The sequence below is a fragment of the Paenibacillus apiarius genome (assembly GCF_017052585.1).
Taxonomy (GTDB): Bacteria; Bacillota; Bacilli; order Paenibacillales; family Paenibacillaceae; genus Paenibacillus_B; species Paenibacillus_B apiarius.
This window is the reverse complement of record NZ_JAFFHZ010000001.1, coordinates 150,464-169,586: the sequence shown is the minus strand read 5'-3', so window position 1 is coordinate 169,586 and position 19,123 is coordinate 150,464. Positions and strand designations below refer to the sequence as shown.

Here is a 19,123-nt window from a genome sequence, read left to right as displayed (position 1 = left end):
TGCAAAAGTGCAGTTTATAATGTAGCGATTACCAATATTTGTGAGAATATGCTAAATTGAACTGTATTTTTGCATTCCAGCATTGCGGTACGCGAGCAAAGGGGCCAAACAAATGCGCAACTGAGCTTGAGCGCGAGGTCTCTCCAGCGGACACCCACCACCCTTATTTGTTTCGTGCGGGGTTTCTCAACAACCTGGCAATTGCAGTTGAAGCGGGCGTTATTGCGGTTAAGATTCAACTGCAATACGTAAATTGTGAAATATTCGGTTTGTCCGAGGCCGCGTATTGTATAATAGTGTGCAAATGATTCCATTAACAATGTGAAATAATGGAACTGTATAGATGCAACAAAAATTTACGTTGGAGGCTGATCCATGCGCAAGGTGTTGTCGTTTCTCAATCCGTACCGAAGGCCGATGGGCATCGCGCTGTTCCTCATGCTTATCGAACTCACCGTCGAGCTGTGGCATCCTTTAATCGCAGCCAAAATCATCAATGAAGGAATTACGCAGAAAGATCTTTCCGTTGTGCTGAGTTGGGGCGGAGCAATGGTCGCGTTGGCTCTGCTCGGGTTCGTTTGCGGCATCATCAATTCATTTTACGCGGCACGCGTCAGTCAAAACTTTGGTTTTGACATCCGTAAACATTTGTTCGAAAAAATCCAATCGTTTTCTTTCGCCAATTTCGATCGATTCTCGACCGCTACCTTGATTACCCGCGTGACGAGCGATGTGACGCAAATGTTAAAATGTCGTGTTCATGAGCTTGCGCATCATCATGCGGGCGCCGCTGCTCGTTGTCGGCAGCCTGATTATGGCGCTGGCCGTTAACGTGAAGCTGGGCCTTATCTTGGCGGTGGTCATGCCGCTTTTGCTCGCGCTCCTCGTTTGGATTATGAATAAGGGATTCGTCCTGTTCCGTTCCGTGCAGGAAAAATTGGACCAGGCAAACGGCGTGCTGCGCGAGAACCTGCTCGGTATGAGATTGATTAAAGCTTTCGTGCGGCATCACCACGAAAACAAGCGGTTCGCGAAGTCCAACGAGGAGCTGATGGCCAAGAACGTAGCCGCTCTGCGCTTAGTCGAGCTGACGATTCCGCTGCTGCTGCTCATCATGAACTTGAGTGTGCTCGGCATCCTCTGGTTCGGCCATTTGGAAGTGAAGGCAGGCGGAGTGAACGTCGGCGAAGTCGTCGCTATCGTCAATTATGTGGCGCGGATGACGGGCGCCATGTCCATGGTGTCGATGATCATGATGGTCATTTCCCGGGCGAAGGCATCGGGGCAGCGGGTAGCGGAGGTGCTTGGCACCGCTGTGGATGTAACGGACAGCGCCGCCGCGAATGCATCCTTGGCCATTCGCAGCGGGAAGGTTGCGTTCGAGGATGTGTCGTTTCGCTATCCGGGAACAGAGCTGCCCGTGCTGCAATCGATTACGTTCACCGCGCAACCAAGCGAGACCGTCGCCATTCTCGGCGCAACGGGCTCGGGCAAAACCTCGTTGTTCCAGCTCATCCCCCGTCTATATGACGTGAACGGAGGATGCGTGCGGATCGATGATATGGATATCCGGACGATGAAGCTGGATACGCTGCGCCGGAGCATCGGTTTCGTGCCGCAGGAAGCGCTGCTGTTCTCGGGAACCGTCATGGACAATATAAAATGGGGCAAAGAAGGCGCCACGACGGAAGAAGTAATTGCCGCCACCCGCAGCGCTCAAATCCATGACACGATTATGAAGCTCCCGCAGCAATACGATACGGTGCTCGGACAGAAGGGCGTCAATCTGTCCGGCGGGCAGAAGCAGCGCTTGTCCATCGCGCGGGCGCTTATCCGCAAGCCGGCGATTCTGCTCTTGGACGACAGCACGAGCGCCTTGGACGTCAAGACGGAAGCCAGATTGCTTGCATCGCTGCAGGAGTATCCGTGTACGACCTTGATTATTACGCAAAAGATCAGCACGGCGCTGCAGGCCGACACGATTCTGCTGCTCGAAGACGGCAAGCTGCTGGCGCAAGGCGATCATGCTTCGTTGTTGCAGCATTCGGAGATGTATCGCCGCATCGTCCAATCCCAGTACGGAGAGGGGGTCGCAATCCATGCCAATGCCGGCACATAAGCCTGCCCAGCCTGGCGCAAGGGAAGCCGCCGGGGCGGGCGGCCGGGGCAACGCCGCGCCGGGAGGCAAGCCGAAAGCAAGACCGAAAGATTGGGCGGGCACGCTGAAAAAAATCTGGTCCTACTTAGCGGACTACAAAGGACTATTAACGCTCATCTTCATCATGGTGCTGACGAGCACCGTAATGGGGCTGCTCGGGCCTTTCTTCGTGGGGATGGCCGTCGACCAGTTCATCGTGGCGGGCGACAGTCAGGGTCTCATCATGGTGATCTCGCTCATTGCGGGCGTGTATGCGCTGAACTTCGCGTCGCTCTGGCTGCAGAACTACTGGATGATAGGAGTCGCCCAGAAAGCGGTGTACGGCATGCGGACGGATCTGTTCCGCAAGCTGCATCGGCTTCCGGTATCGTACTTCGCCAAGCGGCAGCATGGCGAGCTCATGAGCCGTCTCACCAATGATATTGACAATGTGAGCCAGACGCTGAACAGCTCGTTCATTCAATTGTCGTCCAGCATATTGACATTCATCGGCATGATTACGCTCATGCTGTGGCTCAGCCCGCTCCTGACCTTGATTACGCTCATTATCGTACCGCTCATGTTTCTCGGAATGAAGTGGATTACGAAGCGGACGGGGAAATATTTCAAGGAGCAGCAGCGCAATTTGGGGGAGCTGAACGGGTTTATCGAAGAAACGTTCTCCGGTCAAAAAATCGTCAAGACGTTCTCGCAGGAACAAAGGGTCATCTCGCAGTTCCTCGAGAAGAGCGGGAAGCTGAAGACGTCCGGCTACTGGGCGCAGACCTATTCCGGCTTCATTCCGAAGCTGATGAACGTGCTGAACAACTTGAGCTTCGCGATCATCGCCGGAGCGGGCGGGGTGCTTGCTCTCCAAGGCATGATTTCCATCGGGGTCATCGTCACCTTTTCCGAATATGCGCGGCAGTTTACGCGCCCGCTGAGCGATCTGGCGAACCAGTTCAATACCTTTTTGTCCGCGATTGCCGGGGCGGAGCGGGTCTTCGAAGTGCTCGAAGAGGATGAAGAGAGCATCGACGAGCAGAAGGCGGTCGAGCTTGCGGAAGTGCGAGGCGAGATCGAGTTCAAGGATGTCTCCTTCGCCTATGACAAGCGTGGACAGACGGTCACGGACATTTCGTTCCATGCAGGGCCCGGCGATACGGTTGCCTTGGTCGGACCGACGGGGGCGGGGAAGACGACGATTGTGCAGCTGCTCTCCCGTTTCTATGATTCCGACGACGGGCATATCCGTATCGACGGCATCGACATCAAGGACGTGAAGCGGAACAATCTGCGCCTCCATATGGGGTTCGTGCTGCAGGATTCATATCTGTTCCAAGGCACGATTCGCGACAATATCCGCTATGGGAAGCTCGATGCGACCGACGCCGAGGTGGAGCGGGCCTCCAAGCTCGCGAACGCCCATTCCTTCATCATGAAGCTGCCGCAGCAGTACGACACGGTGCTGGAGCAGGACGGCAGCGGCATCAGCCAAGGGCAGAAGCAGCTGCTGTCCATCGCCCGCGCGCTGCTGGCAGACCCGGCCATCTTAATATTGGATGAAGCGACGAGCAGCATCGATACGATTACGGAGCTGAAAATCCAAGAGGCGCTATACCGGCTGATGAAGGGACGGACCAATATCGTCATCGCGCACAGGCTGAATACGATTCGTCAAGCCGACCTCATTCTCGTGCTGGAAGAGGGCGCCATTATCGAGCAAGGATCGCACGATTCGCTGATGGCGCAGAGAGGATTTTACCATGGCTTGGTGAGCAGTCAATTCCAGCGCATTAGCGGGTAAGGATTCAGGTTATACGGAACGCGCCAAACACACGCTTTGGAGTATGGGTCATTACTCCGTGCGTGTGTTTGTTTGCCGTTGGCGTCAATGCGCTCTCGCATGGCGCTTGCCGAGAAATGCAGTTCCCGCAATGCCGAGAACAATCATGCAGGCGCCAATGAGGTGATAATATTTGAGCTGCTCATCCAGCACCAGGACCCCGGCAATCATCGTAATGAACGTGGCCAGGTTGCCGAATACACTCATCTTCGAGGCCTCCATATGCGAGAGGGCATAGTTGGACAAGAAGGAGGTGACGAGCGAGGAGAGCACTCCCAAATACAATATCGATACGATAAAAGTCAAATCCGCAAAAGGCGCGAAGTAGAGCGCTGCCGTTCCGTTCATGCCGTGAGTCGCGAGCGACATCAGGTTAAACGTCAGGAAGCCGACGAGCGTCATCATATACGTGATATCGATCAGCTTGAATTTGCGGGTCATCGGCCGCGCCATCACGTTGTACCCTGCCGAGGCTAGCGCTGACAGCAGGATGAGCACGGTTCCTTTCACGTTGGAAGCATCGATTGCGACTCCATTCATGATGAAGATGTAAATGACCCCGGCCACGGACAAGGCGACGGATAGCTTTTGTCCAAGGCTTGAACGTTCTTTGAGAAAATAGGAAGCGAGCAGCATCGTGAAGATAGGCACCGCCGCCTGAATGATTCCCGCTTCGGAGGAGCTGGCGTAGACCAAGCCGAACGCTTGGAAGGCGAAAAACATCGCCGGATAGAACAGCGCGAGCGGCAGGATGCGCACAATGTCTTTGGGCGAGATGTTCAGCTTTACCCATCCGAATGCAACAGGGATAGTAGCGATGGCAATGGATACGGTAAAGCGATGGGCGAGCGTGCTCATCGGATCAGCCGCCGTCAAGGCCAGCTTCACGAACACGAACGAGAAGCCGATGATGAAGGCGTATAATATGGCTGCAAGATAAGCTTTTTTCTCGGAGGAATCTATCATGGTTCCACTTCCTTTACAGAGGATGTTCATATATATAATTGAACGAAATCCGCTTAACATGTTACCGGCCGGTATAGATACATCGTATTCAATCCCCCCTCGTGATACAATACAAATAAACCTTAATTGTACCGGTACAGATTACAGAATAAATACGAGAAAGGTGTCTTCCATGTATAAATACTTGTCCTTATTGAATGACTTGGAGCAATGGATTCAGAGCGGCGAGTACAAGGAGGGGGACAAGCTGCCATCGATTCGCATGTTGGCCGGACAATATGGTTGCAGCAAAAGCACGATTATTCGCGCGCTCGATGAACTGGAACAGCGCCATATGGTGTATTCCGTCGCGAAAAGCGGATATTACGTGATGAAGCGAGAGCAGCGGCAGCATACCGATCGAACCAAGCTTGATTTTGCCTCCTCCGCACCGGATCCCGAGGTGTTTCCGTATTTGGATTTTCAACAGTGCATCAATAAAGCGATCGATATTTATAAAAATGAACTGTTCGTGTATGGCACTCCGCAAGGGCTCCCCTCGCTAATTCAGGTGATCGGGAAGCAACTGGCCAATTATCAAGTGTTTACGAATGCGAATCACATCTATATCACTTCGGGCATTCAACAAGCACTGGCAATTTTGACGGCCATTCCGTTTCCGAACGGGAAGGACACGATTTTGATCGAGCAGCCGGGCTATCATTTGTATATCGAGTATGTGGAGACGCATCATGTCCCCGTGCTGGGGATTGAGCGCACGGGCGAAGGCATAGATCTGCATGAGCTGGAACGGCTGTTCCGGACGCAGCGGATTAAGTTTTTCTATACGATGCCGCGGTTTCATAATCCGCTCGGAACGTCTTACTCCCGGCAGCAGAAGCAGGCGATCGCCGAATTGGCGGAGCGGTATGACGTGTATATTGTGGAGGATGACTACTTGGCTGACTTGGAGCGGGATGCCAAGGCGGATCCGATATATGCCTACGATCGGTCTGCGCATGTCATTTATTTAAAAAGCTATTCAAAGATCATTTTCCCGGGTCTGCGCGTCGGCGCCGCCGTCATCCCGCCAAGCATTGCCGGGCCGTTCCATAAATACAAGAAGCTGCTTGATATCGACAGTTCCATGCTGTCGCAGGCGGCGCTCGAGATTTACATCAAAAACGGCATGTTCGAGCGCCACAAGCAGAAGATTGGCTCCGCATATTCGCTGCGCACGGAACGTTTGACCTCTGCATTGGAAAAGGCGCAGCGCCAAAGCAAGGGGCTATACCGTTATACACCTGCTGTTAATCCGTGCATTCACACGTGCATGACATTGGATAAACGAGTGCGGAGTGAACAATTAAAGTCGAGGTTGAAGCGGAATTCCATTCTCGTAGAGACGGCGGAAGCGAATTATTTGTCTTCGTTTCCGAAGCGGCCGCTGCTGAAATTAAACGTGTCGAATGTAAGAATGGAGGACATAGAGCGAGGAATCGGGCTTGTCATTCAAGAGATAGAAAGGTACGGCAAAGAGACCCTGTAAGCGCTGTGCCAAAATCGTCAGGGATTCTCTTTGCCGGCCTATTTATAAACGGGATCGCCGTGCTTGGCCTTACTGTACGGTCTGCAGCTGTCCGACAGACTGGCGCATATGTACGCTGCAAGGGAGCACGATTCGTCTTGAAGGCACGTCCGGATTTTTGATGCGCTCCAACAGGAGTTGGATGCCCTTCTCCCCGAATTCGTACGAAGGCTGTGAAGCGACGGAAAAGAACGGATTGGCCTCTTCCACCCAGCCAAAATCGTCAAAGCAGGCGAGCGACAAGTCCTCGGGAACGCGCAGCCCCATTTCGCGCACGGCCTTGAGCACGGATAAAGCCAGCATATTGTTCGCGGCAAAGATGGCCGTTGGCCGCTGTCCCGGCGCTAAATCCATCCAGTGGGAGAGCGATAACGAATCATTCTCGCCCAGATAGCTTGTCTCCATGACAAGCTGCTCTGCATATTCAATGCCGGCTTCCCGTAATGCGTCGGCATAGCCCGCCTGCCGTTCCCGCGCCGTCGATACGTCCTGTGAGCCGTTCACAAGCGCGATGCGGCGGTGTCCGCACCTAATCATTTCCCGCACCATGTGCTGTGCGCCGATACGGCTGTCTCCGAGCACGGCGTCGCACTCCACGCCAGGAACTTCGCGGTCGAGCAGGACGAATGGGACGTTCTGGCGCTTGAGCCACTCCAGATGCTCGCGGGAACGGTCCCCGCTTGGCGAGAAGAGCACGCCGTCCACACGCATGGACAGAATCATTTCCACATAATCTTTTTCTTTCGCGAAGCTCTCGTCGCTGTTGCCGAACATGAGCCGGTACCCGTGCCGCATCGCAGCATCTTCCGCACCCCGTGCCATCGTTGTAAAAAATGGATTCGTTATATCTGTAATGAGCAAAGACAATATTTTGCTCTCCTGTGTCACAAGGCAGCGGGCGACCGAATTGGGGATGTAGTGCATTTCTTCCATGACTTTCTTAACCTTTGTACGGGTTTTCTCACTGACTCTGCCCGTGTTGTTAATGACCCTTGATACTGTCATTGCCGACACATTGGCCCGTTTTGCAATATCATAAATGGTAGCCATAGACTGAAATCTCCTATTATTTTATTGAAATGGGTACAAGCATGAAAATAGTTATACGATTTCATTTTATTCTATTTGTAACATTGACATCAAGGGGAACGCATGATATCTTTGGGTTAACGGTAACATTTCCATTTAAAGGTGGAGGGATTTGCATGAAAGATAAGGCTATGCACAAAGGTGTAAGCGTTATCGTAATGGATCGCCGCGACCATGTCGCGACCGCTCTGAGGGAGTTGGTTCCAGGCGAGACCATTACGTGCGAAGTTCAAGGGAATTCAGTGGCGTTGGTGGTCAATCAGCCGATTCCTTTCGGTCATAAGGTGGCGGTCGTTCAGATAACGGAAGGCGAGCACGTGCGCAAATATGGGGAAGTCATCGGACGTGCCGTCTGCGGCATACCGATTGGCGATCACGTGCACGTGCACAATATCGAAGGGATTCGGGGGCGCGGAGATCAGGCTGCGGGAGCGCCCTCTGCGGCGGAAGCGTAACGGAGCCGAGAGGAATCCGAAATCGAAAGCATAGCTCATATGTACGGGAAAGGGGAACCTAGCATGAGTTTAACGTTTCAAGGCTATCGGAGACCGAATGGCGAGGTCGGGATTCGCAATCATTTATTAATTATTCCTACCGTTATCTGCTCGAATCAAGTGTGCAACCGCATTCAGCAGCTTGTTCCGAATACGGTGGCCATCCCGCATCAACACGGCTGCAGCCAGATCGGCGCGGATAAGGATCGCACCTTCGACGTGCTCGCCGGAACGGGCAAGAACCCGAATGTCGGCGGGGTCGTTATCGTCAGCTTGGGCTGCGAAGTCGTCGATCCGATACGGCTGGCAGACGAAATTCGCAAGTCAGGCAAGCTCGTGGAAGTATTCGATATTCAGAGCGTCGGAGGCTCGGTCAAAGCGATTCAGCATGGCGTTCAGCTGGCGCAGCAGATGAGAGCGAAGCTCGATGCGATGACGAAGGAAGCGATTCCGTTCTCCGAGCTGAAAATCGGCGTCAAATGCGGCGGCTCCGATGCGACGAGCGGACTCGCGTCGAATCCGGCTCTAGGCGTGGCTGCCGATGCTCTAATTGCCGAAGGAGGCACTATCGTTATCGGAGAGACGACGGAAATTATCGGCGCCGAGCATGTGCTCGCAGATCGCTGCCGCACGGCAGCAACGGCAGACGATCTGTATCATATCGTGAACCGTTTCGAGAAGGAAGTCGAGCGGATGGGGGCCGATATGCGCGGCGGCAATCCTAGTCCGGGCAATATCGCCGGAGGCTTGAGCACGATTGAGGAGAAGTCGCTCGGCTGCATCAGCAAATGCGGCACAGCGCCGATTGAGGGGGTAATCGAATACGCCGAGCCGATTCCGCAGGGCGGCCTATACTTTATGGATTCCCCGGGCAACGACATTGAGTGCGTATCCGGGATGGCGGCGGGAGGCGCGCATCTGGTCTGCTTCACGACGGGACGCGGCACGCCTACCGGCTCCGCTGTCATTCCGGTAATCAAGATTACCGGCAACCGCATCTGCGCGGAGCGGATGGCGGACAACATGGATGTGGATGTCAGCGGAATGCTGGAAGGAACGGTCTCCTTGGAGGAGGCGGGCAAGCAGATCTGGGATGAAATCCGCGGCGTGAGCGACGGCCGATTGACGAAGGCGGAAGTGCTCGGCCACGCGGAGTTCAGCATTAACCGAATTGGACCGAGCTTATAATAATTCAAAAATGGACTTTTTCGAACAACCTCTCTTTCAATCAGACATTTACTTACTTATGGGATAACAGAGGAGGAACTGACATGGGTCGTTTAGCAGGACGCATCGCATTAGTTACCGGGGGAAGCCGCGGTATTGGAGAAGCGATTGTATATCGATTGGCGGAAGAAGGCGCGGACATTGCGATTAACTATGCCTCTCCGTCTTCTTACGAGAAGGCAGTGGCCGTCCGGAAGAAGGTTGAAGAAATGGGCCGCAAAGCGATCGTTGTGCAAGCGGACGTCGGCAGCAAGGCGGAAGTGTTGAACATGTTCGATGAGGTCGAGAAGGAATTGGGCTGCGTCGACGTGCTCGTGAACAATGCCGGCATCGCGCCGTTCGAGCCGTTCATGAAGGTGACGGAAGAGACGTGGGATCGCACATACAACACGAACGTCAAAGCCATTTTCATGACCTCGCAGCGCGCGGCGGAACATATGATCGAGAAGCGGTACGGCAAGATTGTCAATGTGCTGTCGACAGCCAGCCTGATGGTTACAAGCCCGGTCATTCCGCATTATCAATCTTCCAAAGCTGCCGCCCATATGCTGACGAAGGGCATGGCAATCGAGCTCGGCAAATATAACATTAACGTGAACGCGGTCGGACCAAGCACGGTTGATACCGATATGTGCACGGATTTCCTGGCGGCGCCGGGCATGCGCGCGAAGGAAGAGCAGGCGAACCCGATGAAGCGGCTCGGCACGGCGCGCCAAATCGGCGATGCAGTCGTATTTTTGGCGTCCGAGGAAGCGATGCAGGTGAACGGTCATCTCCTCATGGTGGACGGCGGCCTTACGGTGAAGGCGGCACAACCGGAAGACCATATGGAACGGTAGGTGACGGCATATGCTCAATATTTCGAGAATGGTCGATCTGTCGCAGGAGCTGTATCATCTATGTCCGGTGCTGCCGGACTTTGAACCGCCGAAGATGGACTACATCTGCGTAGGACCGCGGGACGGCTGGAAGCTGGAGAAGATTACGATGAACCTGCACACCGGAACCCATATGGATGCGCCTGCCCATCTCGGCGAATTCGAGCTGACGCTGGATCGCATCCCAGTCGGGCAGTTTCAAGGGAGGATGGTGTTCGTTCCGCTGCAGGACAGAGGGGCGAAGCATCCGATCGGCCGCGCGGATTTGGAACCGTATGCAGCTCAATTGGATGAGCATTCGATTGTGCTGCTGTATACCGGTTGGGGCGAGAAACGCGGCTGGACGAAGGAATGGATTTATGAATCTCCTTACTTGTCCAACGAAGGCGCCCGCTATTTGGCGGAACGGGGCATTAAGGCGGTTGGCATCGATCATTTCAGCATCGGCGGCACGGGGGAAGAGAATGAGGAGACGCACCGCATCGTCTTGGGAGCGAACATCTGGGTGGCGGAAGGCTTGCAGCTGAATGATCCTGCGCTACGTGAAGGAGAATGGCATGTCATGGCGCTGCCGCTTCATATCCGCGATTCCAGCGGCGCTCCAGCCCGTGTGGTGGCCTTCCAATGGGAGGTTGAATCACGTTGAGTCTGTCCAAATGGGAATATCGCATCGAGCATGATGCGATTTCCTTGAATGAATTAGGGGAACAAGGCTGGGAGCTCGTGGCCGTCACCGTCGTCGACGGTGTGGAGCAGTTGTACTTGAAGCGGCCGGCTCCAAGCTTCCGCGAGCGGCTGACGCTGGATCAGCGGGAGGAAGCGGCCCGGCAGGCCGCTCTCTCTTCCGTGAGCCCCGGGGAGGTGAGCCGATGAAGAAAAGCGGTATTTTGCATCCGCAGCTGAACCGCATTCTTTCGGAAACGGGACATACCGATATGCTGACGGTGTGCGATCGGGGTTTTCCGGTGCCGATGAGCGTGGAGCGGCTTGATCTCGCCTTATGCGACGACATTCCGACCGTCGTGGACGTGCTGCGGGCGGTCGCCGCAGAATTCACCATCGACTGCGTCGTCATCACGGAAGAGATGCAGTCGTTCAGTCCCGCAAGGGTGGCCGAGCTCAAGACGCTCTTGCCGGATGTGGGGTGGAAGGTGATGCCGCACGTCGAGTTCAAGCAGCTGTGCCCGGAATCGCGCGCAGTCATCCGGACGGGAGATACGACGCCTTATGCCAATCTCATGATTGTATCCGGATAAGGGGGTTATGAGCCTGCGGGAACGGCAATGAACGGATGTCGAGATGGCGATTGCCAAAAGCCAAGAACGGAACGCTGCCAACTCCACTCTCCCTCTCATTCAGAAACCGTATCGATGAAGGTTAAATGCGGCCAACAGTGGTTCTCGGCCGATGCGGCAACATCACCGTCCGCTCGCGCCGTCTAGCGCCTGAGATATGCGGGAACGTTGTTACTGAACGAAGGGGAGAGTGAACAAAAGCAGCGAAAGCAGAGTTCGTCGCCTTGATAAGCCGCAGATTGGAGTGCGCCAATTGCGCTTTTCGACGGAGGTAAAGGCAATTGAAGAGCTATCGAACTGTATTTGTGCAGTTGTTTTTGCGAAATCTCGCTCTTTTCGTCGTTTGAACTGCAAATATGCAGTGAAAAGCGAGGTGGTTTTCATTATTTATGTGATGGTGCGAAAATGTGCTGCACATTTGCAGTTCAGCGTGACGAATGACGGAAAAAGGATGCTCTCACCTGCATTATTGCAGTTGGAGGCGCTCCCATTCACTCAAAATGTTCCCTATATCAACCGTTCATCCATTCCATGGAGCGTTTGGACAATATTGGAGCCATTGTTGTTGACCGAGGGGGAGTGCGACCGGAATTCAGTAGTTCAACGTATCTGTCAACTGGAATAACTAGCATAATTAGCATAAAAATTACATTCGTATAGAAGGAAGGGAGATTCAGCATGCGCTTGGAAGGAAAGGTGTGTATCATTACCGGCGCGGGCTCCGGCATCGGCCGGAGTACCGCCCTTCGGTTCGCCAAGGAAGGCGCGACTGTCGTCGTGGCGGATATTCAATCCGAAGGCGGGCAAGAAACCGTCCGGATGATTGAAGAGCTTGGATGCAAGTCGATGTTCACTCAGGTCGACGTCACCTCTCCCGAGGAAGCGAAAACGATGGCAGACGCCGTTGTCGCACAATACGGACGCATTGACGTTTTGTTCAACAATGCGGGCGTGAGCGGTGTCGGGAGATTGCACGAAATCGAGCCGGAAGCATGGGATCGTGTCATGGCGATCAATATCCGCGGCGTCTTTTTGCCGAGCAAATATGTTCTCCCGTCTATGATGGAGCAGCGCAGCGGGACCATTATCAACATGTCCTCTTGCATAGCGGAGATGGGACTCGCGAATCGCGCTTCCTACGCGGCAACGAAGGGAGCGGTTCTGTCATTGACGAAGTCCATGCAGGTGGACTATGCGCCATACCATATCCGGGTGAATGCGCTGCTGCCGGGCACGATTTTCACGCCATTCGTGGAAAACTATCTGCGCAGTTCCTACGATGATCCGGAAGCAGCGATCGCTTCCATTAAAACTCGGCAGCTCAGCGGAGAACTGGGACGTCCCGAAGACGTGGCGGAAGGCGCCCTGTTCCTGGCTTCCGAAGAATCTAAATTTATGATGGGCTCCCCGCTGTATATTGATGGCGGAGTTGTGTTCGGCAAAAATGCATAATGGAATAACGCATTTATATGAATTGTACTTCACGGAGGAGGAATAAGCGGTGAAATATGTCACGTTTTATGATCAAAATGGACAGCTGCGAACGGGGGCAGTCACAGAGCGCGGTGTGGCTGACGTAAGCGAAGTTTATTCGATGCACGACATTATTGCAGGCGGCGCGGGCGTGCGCGCGGAAGTCGAAGCATATGCGGCCCAGGCGGGCGTCGTGCTGGATGAAAGCGAATTAAATTACGGGCCATGCGTGCCGCAGCCGCAAAAAATCATTTGCGTCGGCTTGAACTACCGCAAGCATGCCGAAGAGACGAATGCGCCCATTCCGCAGTATCCCATTTTATTCAACAAGTTCAACAACACGCTCACGGGGCATGGCCACGATGTCACGCTTCCGCGCGTAAGCGATCAGGTGGATTATGAAGCCGAGCTTGTCATCGTTATCGGGAAGGCGGCGAAGGATGTAAGCAAGGAGGAGGCGCTCGATTACGTCTTTGGATATTGCTGCGTCAATGATTTGTCCGCGCGCGATCTGCAAATGCGCACCCAGCAATGGCTGCTCGGCAAATCGTGCGACGGGTTCAGCCCGCTTGGCCCGTATCTGGTCACGGCCGATGAAGTCGGCAATCCGAACGAGCTCGACATCAAATGCATCGTGAACGGCGAAACGCGCCAGCATTCCAATACGTCGGACATGATCTTCCATTGCGACGAAATCGTCAGCTATATTTCGCGCCATATGACGCTTGTGCCGGGCGACATCATTTTGACGGGAACGCCGGAAGGCGTCGTGCTCGGACTGCCGGAAGACAAGCGCGTCTATTTGCAAGACGGCGACCTTGTCACCATTGAAATCGAGAAGCTCGGTTCGCTAACCAACCGTATGGCAGCCGAGTATTAATAACTTAAGCGCTCGACGGCTGCAAGGCCTGCGGGCGCTTCTTTTCCATCCTGCTCGTTCCTTGGTGAACGACGATGAAAGAAGGGGCAATTATGCGCGTATCATTATTCGTCACCTGCTTGGCGGATACTTGCTTTCCCCGCGTTGCCGAAAGCGTGGTCCGGCTTCTGCACCGGCTCGGCTGCGACATGGATTTCCCGCCGCTGCAGACATGCTGCGGGCAGCCAGCCTTCAACAGCGGCTATCATGACGACGCGAGGGAAGTCGCTAGGCATTGGATTACTGCATTTGAGCATAGCGATTATGTTGTGACGCCATCCGGCTCTTGCGCCGGCATGGTGCATCATTACTATGAAGATTTATTCCGGGATGAACCGGAGTGGCTCGAAAAAGCGAAAGGGCTCATTGAGCGCACGTATGAGTTTTCCCAGTTCATCGTCCATGTATTGGGGAGAACGGACGTCGGGGCGGCGTTCGACGGCAAGGCGACGTATCATCCTTCCTGTCACGCCGCGAGATTGCTGGGCATTGCGGAGGAGCCCATGCTGCTGCTGCAGCAGGTGAAGGGCTTGACGTTGGTTGATTTGCCGCATAAGGAAGACTGCTGCGGCTTCGGCGGCACGTTCGCCATCAAGATGCCGGAAATGTCGGAAGCAATGGTAACGGAAAAAGCGCAGCATGTCGTCGATACAGAGGCGGATATCTTAATCGGTTCCGATATGGGGTGCTTAATGAATATTGGGGGGCGGCTCAATAAAGAGGGGCGTCCGATTCGCATCATGCATCTGGCGGAGCTGCTTGAGGAAGGAGTGAAACGTCGTGAGCGCGACTTCATCCAACAACGTTAACGGAGGGATAGGCAGCGGATTGAAGCAGCGCACGCAGGCGGTGCTGCGGAACGATTTTCTGCGCCAAGCCGTCGCCTTCACTACAGATAAGCTGCGCACCGGAAGGTTGTCCGCCGCCGAGCAATTCGGGGACTGGGAAGAATGGCGGGAACGGGGGCGGGCGATTCGCGAGCATACGATCGCGCATTTGGACTATTACTTGGGACAATTTGCGGATCAGGTGCGCAGCCGGGGCGGACACGTCCATTTTTGCGGCACGGGGGAAGACGCCGTCCAGACTTTCCTGCGCATTGCGGAGGAGAAGCAGGCGAAGCTCGTAGCCAAAGGCAAGTCGATGGTGTCCGAGGAGATGCATCTGAATGAACGCCTCAAGGAGCGCGGCATCGAGGCCATCGAGACCGATTTGGGCGAATATATTTTGCAGCTGGCCCAGGAGACGCCTTCTCATCTCATTATTCCGGCGATTCACAAAAATAAATCGCAAATTGCGGAGCTGTTCATGAAGGAAGCAGGCAAGCAGCTTCCTCCGGAAACGAAGGAGCTTGCTGCTTTCGCGAAGCGCAAGCTGCGACAATTTTTTCTGGAGGCCGAGATCGGGCTGACCGGATGCAACTTCGGCATTGCGGAATCGGGCACGGTGACGTTGGTGTCCAATGAGGGCAACGGCCGCATGGTCACGACCGTTCCGAAGACGCATGTCGTCGTCATGGGAATGGAGCGGCTCGTTCCGACCTTCGAGGATGTCGAGGTCATGCTTAATTTGCTCGCGCGCAGCGCTACGGGGCAGAAGCTGACGACTTACACTTCCTTCATTACCGGACCGCGGCAGGAAGGGGACTTGGACGGACCCGAAGAGCTGCACGTCATTATTTTGGATAACGGACGTTCCGCACAGCTGGGCGATCCTCAGTTCCAGCAAGTGCTCCATTGCATCCGCTGCGCAGCCTGTCTGAACGTCTGTCCGGTCTATCGCCACGTCGGCGGCCACACGTATGGCTCGGTATATAGCGGGCCGATCGGCGCCGTGCTGACCCCGCTCCTGCAGCAGGATATGAAGGAGGCGGGCACGCTTGCTTACGCGTCTTCCTTATGCGGGGCTTGCTACGAGGCCTGTCCGGTCAAAATTCCGCTGCACGACATGCTCGTATACTTGCGGGCGCGCAAGGTGAAAGAAGGCTTCACCCCATCTGCGGAACGCTTTGGGTTCAACATGTTCGGGAAGGTGTTCAGCAATGTCAAATGGTACCGGATGGCCGGGAAAGCAGCTTACTATGGACAGAAGCCGCTTGTTCGCGGCGGAGTGATCCGCAAGGCGCCCGGACCGGCTGCCGGATGGACGAAGTCCCGCACCTTCCCCGCGATACCGAAGCAGTCGTTCCGGGATTCATGGGCGGAGCTGCAGCGAGAATTGCAGCAGGATTCGGCATCACGGGAGGCAGCAGCCCCCGAAGGCAAAGGAAAGGACGGAGTGGACAAATGAATCAGCAGCAGTTTCTAACGCAAATCGCGGCGCGGCTCGGACGCGCCAAGCCGCTACAACTACCGCCGGCCGTGGAGTTAGGCGGGGTGCCTGATTCATATCGCGAGCGGATGAGCCGCTTGGATCGAGAGGAATGCGTGCAGCTGTTCATGGATAGCTGGACGGCGCTGACGGGGCTTGTCCGCATGGCTCCTGCCGCGCAAGCGGCGGAAGCGATCGCCGCCAGCATCGCCGAGCTGAAGGAGCATGGCGTGCTGGAGCGCGCCGTCTATGCCAACACTCCGGAATTGCAATCCTATGGCGTTCCGCGAGTGCTGAATGAACAGCGCCTCATCGGTGTGCCTTGGTCTGAATCGGCAAACGGGCCAGAAGGGGAAGACGCGTGGAAAGCCGCATTGGAGCGGCTCGGCACATCGGAGCCCGGAGAAGCGGGAGCGCTTGCCGGGGCGAAATGGCAGGCGCGCAGTCCGCTGCTTCGGGCCGTGGAACGATGTCAGCTTGGCATTGTCGCTCCCGCAGCCGTCATCGCGAATACAGGAACGCTGGCCGTGCTGTCTGCAGGAGCGCAAGGCCGTTCGGTCAGCCTCATGCCCGGCATGCTGCTGGCGGTCTTCCCTGCGGATCGCATCGTCGCCCGCATGGGAGAAGCGTTCGAACGGCTGCGTGCTTCTCATGGCGATCTGGCGAAGCTGCCGTCATCGTTGAACTTGATTACCGGCCCGAGCCGCAGCGCCGATATCGAGAACGACCTGACGATCGGCATTCATGGGCCCGGCATCGTCAGCGCCGTTATTTTGACGTAGCCCGCGCAAGAGGGAGCAATGCGTCAAATTCGTCAAATATAGTGCAATCCAATCGTATATGGCAGCGGAACCGTGATGTTCAACTGATCCAAGGACGGCCATGATGCTGGCAGCAGGCCGTCCGCATCCGGGCTGAACAGCAGCTTCACGACGTCCCGCTCCTCCAGCTGGACCGGCTCGGCGTCAGGATAGCCGAGCTGCACCTTCCCGTCGCCAAGCGGCAGCGCTTGCATATGTGCGGCGAGCGCCCCGCGCTCCTGCCACCAGCTCTGCAAATGCCGGAACAATCGTTCTACGTTCGGAATAAATACAGTCCCGTCGTTCGCTTGCACCTGGGAAGGATAGGCTGATAGCGCATCATGCAGGCTTTGGTCTTGCCACGGCACATAAATTTGCAAATGGGCGTATTTCTTCTTGTTCAAGAGCAGCTGCATGAGAAGGGAGACGTCTGGTCCCGAACCTCCATACTCCAATATTCGAGGCACGCCATCCGCTTGCTTGGCGGATGGCCGCAGCGCATAGGCATATGCCGCGAGCTTGCCGCCGCGTTCAAGCACGTACACCTTCGGCTTCATCAAGACGCAGGAGGCGTAAGCTCCTGCATGCTCCAGACCGTACAAGTCCCACATGCTGAAATCAAAAGCCGTCTGACGCTGCTCGGCAAGCTCATGCCACGCGAAGCAATCCAGCGCCGTCAGCTCGCGCACATGCGCCCGTTCGCGCTCGGATAGCGCCATATTGGCCTCCGCCGTCTCGTCATTGGGGCTTACCGTATATACGGTCACTTGTCCGAATGGGTAGCAGCGGTTGCGCGTATACAAGGAGCGGCCGCCGGAAATGAACATAAGCACGGACCCGGTCTCATCGGCATGCCGCTGCACCTGATGAAGCAGATCTGTTCCGACGCCGTTGCCGCGCGCCACGGGCGATGTGCAGACAGAGCCGAGCGAGAAGACAGGCAGCCGCACCGAATTCAGACGCAGCTTGGAGGGGAGCAGTCCCATATGGGCGACAAGCCGCTCTTCCTCAAATGCGCCATACGAATGGGAATAGATTGGAGAAAATAAATACGGAAAACCTTGTTCCATCGACATTTGCGTATCATTGCGAAACACTTCATCTGACAAGGAGACCGCTCCGGCATAATCGAGCGGCTGCAGCATACGAATGTGATACATGAGAGTTAGTCCTCCTTTAAATGTTGCTCCAATCGAGAGCGTGTGGGCATCCCGCTCTGGGCTCCGAATTGAGTCACCGCTAACGCACCGGCAGCCACCGCACCGCGCACCGCATCATCCATGCTGTTGCCTTCGGCTAGAAGAACAGCGAGCGCGCCATTGAATGTATCGCCTGCGCCGGTCGTATCGACGACATTGACTTCGCAGCCCGGCTGATGATGGAGACGGCCTCCGGCATCCGACCAATAAGCTCCATCCGCGCCTCGGGTCAAGACGATGCGCCCGGGCATGGAGCAGATGGCCGCTTGCCACGGAAAGGCCTGCTCGGAATCATCCTCGCCGAAGAGAGCCGCCAATTCATGCTCATTCGGCGTCAGGATGGAGACTTGCGCCAAGATGTCATCACCCAGCGTCATAGCAGGTGCCGGATTGAGAATGACGGGCACATGGCTGCGGGCTGCAATGCTCAATGCTTCCCGCACCGCTGGAAGCGGGATTTCGAGCTGCATCAGTATGACGTCGGAGCTCTGGATCGTCTGGGCATGGCGTCTAACATGATCTGGCGTGAGCAGGCCATTCGCCCCTGGAACGACGATGATCCGGTTATCCCCATCGTTGACGATGATGGATGCGGTTCCAGAAGCGGCCTCGCTAACGATGCCGATGCCTTCCGTATGAATCCGTTCCTGCTGCAAGTTATCCAGCATCATCCGGCCGAACGCATCGCCGCCCACACATCCGATAAAGCGGACCTCGGCGCCGAGACGGGCGCAAGCGATCGCTTGATTCGCGCCTTTGCCTCCGCACAGAGTGGCGAATCTGTCGCCTTGCACGGTTTGGCCTTGGGCCGGAATGGTCGAGGTAACCGTTACCAAATCGATATTCAAGCTGCCGATTATTGTAATCCTAGCTTTTCTCACCGAATCAACCATCCTTTGTTCTCGTCTCGTTCAACACAAATA

At 55.4% G+C, this 19,123-nt stretch carries 18 protein-coding genes and 1 pseudogene; 15 read left to right on the top strand and 4 right to left on the bottom strand.

Translation table 11 applies throughout. The features are described 5' to 3' along the window. The first annotated feature begins 375 nt into the window (after nt 1-375). Together JSQ80_RS00810 and JSQ80_RS00805 are read left to right on the top strand one after the other, a co-directional pair. Nucleotides 376-2,119 (top strand): annotated as a pseudogene (locus tag JSQ80_RS00810) (ABC transporter ATP-binding protein). Beyond that, nucleotides 2,100-3,944: an ABC transporter ATP-binding protein gene (locus JSQ80_RS00805; RefSeq protein ID WP_206093982.1), complete on the top strand. Its 1,845-nt coding sequence runs from the start codon at nt 2,100-2,102 to the stop codon at nt 3,942-3,944. Before JSQ80_RS00810 ends, JSQ80_RS00805 begins: the two are co-directional and overlap by 20 nt. Nucleotides 3,945-4,028: 84 nt before the next feature. Here JSQ80_RS00805 and JSQ80_RS00800 read toward each other — a convergent pair whose 3' ends face one another. Continuing rightward, entirely contained in the window at nt 4,029-4,949 is a 921-nt protein-coding gene (locus JSQ80_RS00800) for a DMT family transporter (RefSeq protein WP_206093981.1), read from the bottom strand. A gap of 172 nt (nt 4,950-5,121) precedes the next feature. On the opposite strand from JSQ80_RS00800, the gene JSQ80_RS00795 reads away from it, so the two are divergent. Beyond that, complete coding sequence (locus tag JSQ80_RS00795; protein ID WP_206093980.1) at nt 5,122-6,477, top strand: aminotransferase-like domain-containing protein; 1,356 nt, start codon at nt 5,122-5,124, stop codon at nt 6,475-6,477. A gap of 69 nt (nt 6,478-6,546) precedes the next feature. On the opposite strand, the gene JSQ80_RS00790 is transcribed toward JSQ80_RS00795, so the two are convergent. Next, a complete protein-coding gene (locus JSQ80_RS00790) occupies nt 6,547-7,566 on the bottom strand; it encodes a LacI family DNA-binding transcriptional regulator (RefSeq protein ID WP_206093979.1) in 1,020 nt (339 codons plus the stop codon). 155 nt (nt 7,567-7,721) lie between these two features. Between JSQ80_RS00790 and JSQ80_RS00785 the strand changes: the two genes are divergently transcribed. From JSQ80_RS00785 to JSQ80_RS00730, 12 genes are all read left to right on the top strand, one after another. Next, nucleotides 7,722-8,060 (top strand): UxaA family hydrolase, encoded by a 339-nt coding sequence (locus JSQ80_RS00785; protein ID WP_206093978.1) that lies wholly within the window; start codon nt 7,722-7,724, stop codon nt 8,058-8,060. A 63-nt stretch (nt 8,061-8,123) separates the two neighbouring features. Continuing rightward, on the top strand, nt 8,124-9,287 hold the full coding sequence (locus tag JSQ80_RS00780; protein WP_206093977.1) for a UxaA family hydrolase: 1,164 nt from the start codon (nt 8,124-8,126) through the stop codon (nt 9,285-9,287). A gap of 83 nt (nt 9,288-9,370) precedes the next feature. Continuing rightward, nucleotides 9,371-10,165, top strand: a complete 795-nt coding sequence (locus JSQ80_RS00775) for an SDR family NAD(P)-dependent oxidoreductase (RefSeq protein ID WP_206093976.1) — start codon at nt 9,371-9,373, stop codon at nt 10,163-10,165. A 10-nt stretch (nt 10,166-10,175) separates the two neighbouring features. Then, nucleotides 10,176-10,850 (top strand): cyclase family protein, encoded by a 675-nt coding sequence (locus JSQ80_RS00770; RefSeq protein WP_206093975.1) that lies wholly within the window; start codon nt 10,176-10,178, stop codon nt 10,848-10,850. Then, nucleotides 10,847-11,077 (top strand): DUF4177 domain-containing protein, encoded by a 231-nt coding sequence (locus JSQ80_RS00765; RefSeq protein ID WP_206093974.1) that lies wholly within the window; start codon nt 10,847-10,849, stop codon nt 11,075-11,077. Before JSQ80_RS00770 ends, JSQ80_RS00765 begins: the two co-directional genes overlap by 4 nt. After that, entirely contained in the window at nt 11,074-11,460 is a 387-nt protein-coding gene (gene rbsD, locus JSQ80_RS00760) for a D-ribose pyranase (RefSeq protein ID WP_206093973.1), read from the top strand. Before JSQ80_RS00765 ends, rbsD begins: the two co-directional genes overlap by 4 nt. Nucleotides 11,461-11,689: 229 nt before the next feature. After that, on the top strand, nt 11,690-12,124 hold the full coding sequence (locus JSQ80_RS00755) for a hypothetical protein (RefSeq protein ID WP_206093972.1): 435 nt from the start codon (nt 11,690-11,692) through the stop codon (nt 12,122-12,124). Nucleotides 12,125-12,177: 53 nt separating this feature from the next. Beyond that, on the top strand, nt 12,178-12,951 hold the full coding sequence (locus JSQ80_RS00750; protein ID WP_206093971.1) for an SDR family NAD(P)-dependent oxidoreductase: 774 nt from the start codon (nt 12,178-12,180) through the stop codon (nt 12,949-12,951). 49 nt (nt 12,952-13,000) lie between these two features. Further along, nucleotides 13,001-13,852 (top strand): fumarylacetoacetate hydrolase family protein, encoded by an 852-nt coding sequence (locus tag JSQ80_RS00745; RefSeq protein ID WP_087433690.1) that lies wholly within the window; start codon nt 13,001-13,003, stop codon nt 13,850-13,852. 92 nt (nt 13,853-13,944) lie between these two features. Beyond that, nucleotides 13,945-14,700, top strand: coding sequence for a (Fe-S)-binding protein (locus JSQ80_RS00740; protein ID WP_206093970.1), 756 nt, complete (start codon nt 13,945-13,947; stop codon nt 14,698-14,700). After that, nucleotides 14,672-16,180 (top strand): LutB/LldF family L-lactate oxidation iron-sulfur protein, encoded by a 1,509-nt coding sequence (locus JSQ80_RS00735; RefSeq protein ID WP_336245693.1) that lies wholly within the window; start codon nt 14,672-14,674, stop codon nt 16,178-16,180. Before JSQ80_RS00740 ends, JSQ80_RS00735 begins: the two co-directional genes overlap by 29 nt. Then, a complete protein-coding gene (locus JSQ80_RS00730; protein WP_087433692.1) occupies nt 16,177-16,983 on the top strand; it encodes a LutC/YkgG family protein in 807 nt (268 codons plus the stop codon). The genes JSQ80_RS00735 and JSQ80_RS00730 overlap by 4 nt, the downstream gene beginning before the upstream one ends. A gap of 32 nt (nt 16,984-17,015) precedes the next feature. Here JSQ80_RS00730 and JSQ80_RS00725 read toward each other — a convergent pair whose 3' ends face one another. Further along, the gene (locus tag JSQ80_RS00725) at nt 17,016-18,161 is read right to left on the bottom strand and encodes a GNAT family N-acetyltransferase (RefSeq protein ID WP_206093969.1); all 1,146 of its coding nucleotides are present in this window, start codon (nt 18,159-18,161) and stop codon (nt 17,016-17,018) included. 5 nt (nt 18,162-18,166) lie between these two features. After that, complete coding sequence (gene rbsK, locus JSQ80_RS00720) at nt 18,167-19,081, bottom strand: ribokinase (protein ID WP_206093968.1); 915 nt, start codon at nt 19,079-19,081, stop codon at nt 18,167-18,169. Nucleotides 19,082-19,123: the final 42 nt, after the last annotated feature.

What these genes read in the sequence shown, in the direction of transcription:
- JSQ80_RS00805 (WP_206093982.1), top strand. Translation starts at nt 2,100, where the DNA reads ATGCCAATGCCGGCACATAAGCCTGCCCAGCCTGGCGCAAGGGAAGCC.
- JSQ80_RS00800 (WP_206093981.1), bottom strand. Translation starts at nt 4,949, where the DNA reads ATGATAGATTCCTCCGAGAAAAAAGCTTATCTTGCAGCCATATTATAC.
- JSQ80_RS00795 (WP_206093980.1), top strand. Translation starts at nt 5,122, where the DNA reads ATGTATAAATACTTGTCCTTATTGAATGACTTGGAGCAATGGATTCAG.
- JSQ80_RS00790 (WP_206093979.1), bottom strand. Translation starts at nt 7,566, where the DNA reads ATGGCTACCATTTATGATATTGCAAAACGGGCCAATGTGTCGGCAATG.
- JSQ80_RS00785 (WP_206093978.1), top strand. Translation starts at nt 7,722, where the DNA reads ATGAAAGATAAGGCTATGCACAAAGGTGTAAGCGTTATCGTAATGGAT.
- JSQ80_RS00780 (WP_206093977.1), top strand. Translation starts at nt 8,124, where the DNA reads ATGAGTTTAACGTTTCAAGGCTATCGGAGACCGAATGGCGAGGTCGGG.
- JSQ80_RS00775 (WP_206093976.1), top strand. Translation starts at nt 9,371, where the DNA reads ATGGGTCGTTTAGCAGGACGCATCGCATTAGTTACCGGGGGAAGCCGC.
- JSQ80_RS00770 (WP_206093975.1), top strand. Translation starts at nt 10,176, where the DNA reads ATGCTCAATATTTCGAGAATGGTCGATCTGTCGCAGGAGCTGTATCAT.
- rbsD (WP_206093973.1), top strand. Translation starts at nt 11,074, where the DNA reads ATGAAGAAAAGCGGTATTTTGCATCCGCAGCTGAACCGCATTCTTTCG.
- JSQ80_RS00750 (WP_206093971.1), top strand. Translation starts at nt 12,178, where the DNA reads ATGCGCTTGGAAGGAAAGGTGTGTATCATTACCGGCGCGGGCTCCGGC.
- JSQ80_RS00740 (WP_206093970.1), top strand. Translation starts at nt 13,945, where the DNA reads ATGCGCGTATCATTATTCGTCACCTGCTTGGCGGATACTTGCTTTCCC.
- JSQ80_RS00730 (WP_087433692.1), top strand. Translation starts at nt 16,177, where the DNA reads ATGAATCAGCAGCAGTTTCTAACGCAAATCGCGGCGCGGCTCGGACGC.
- JSQ80_RS00725 (WP_206093969.1), bottom strand. Translation starts at nt 18,161, where the DNA reads ATGTATCACATTCGTATGCTGCAGCCGCTCGATTATGCCGGAGCGGTC.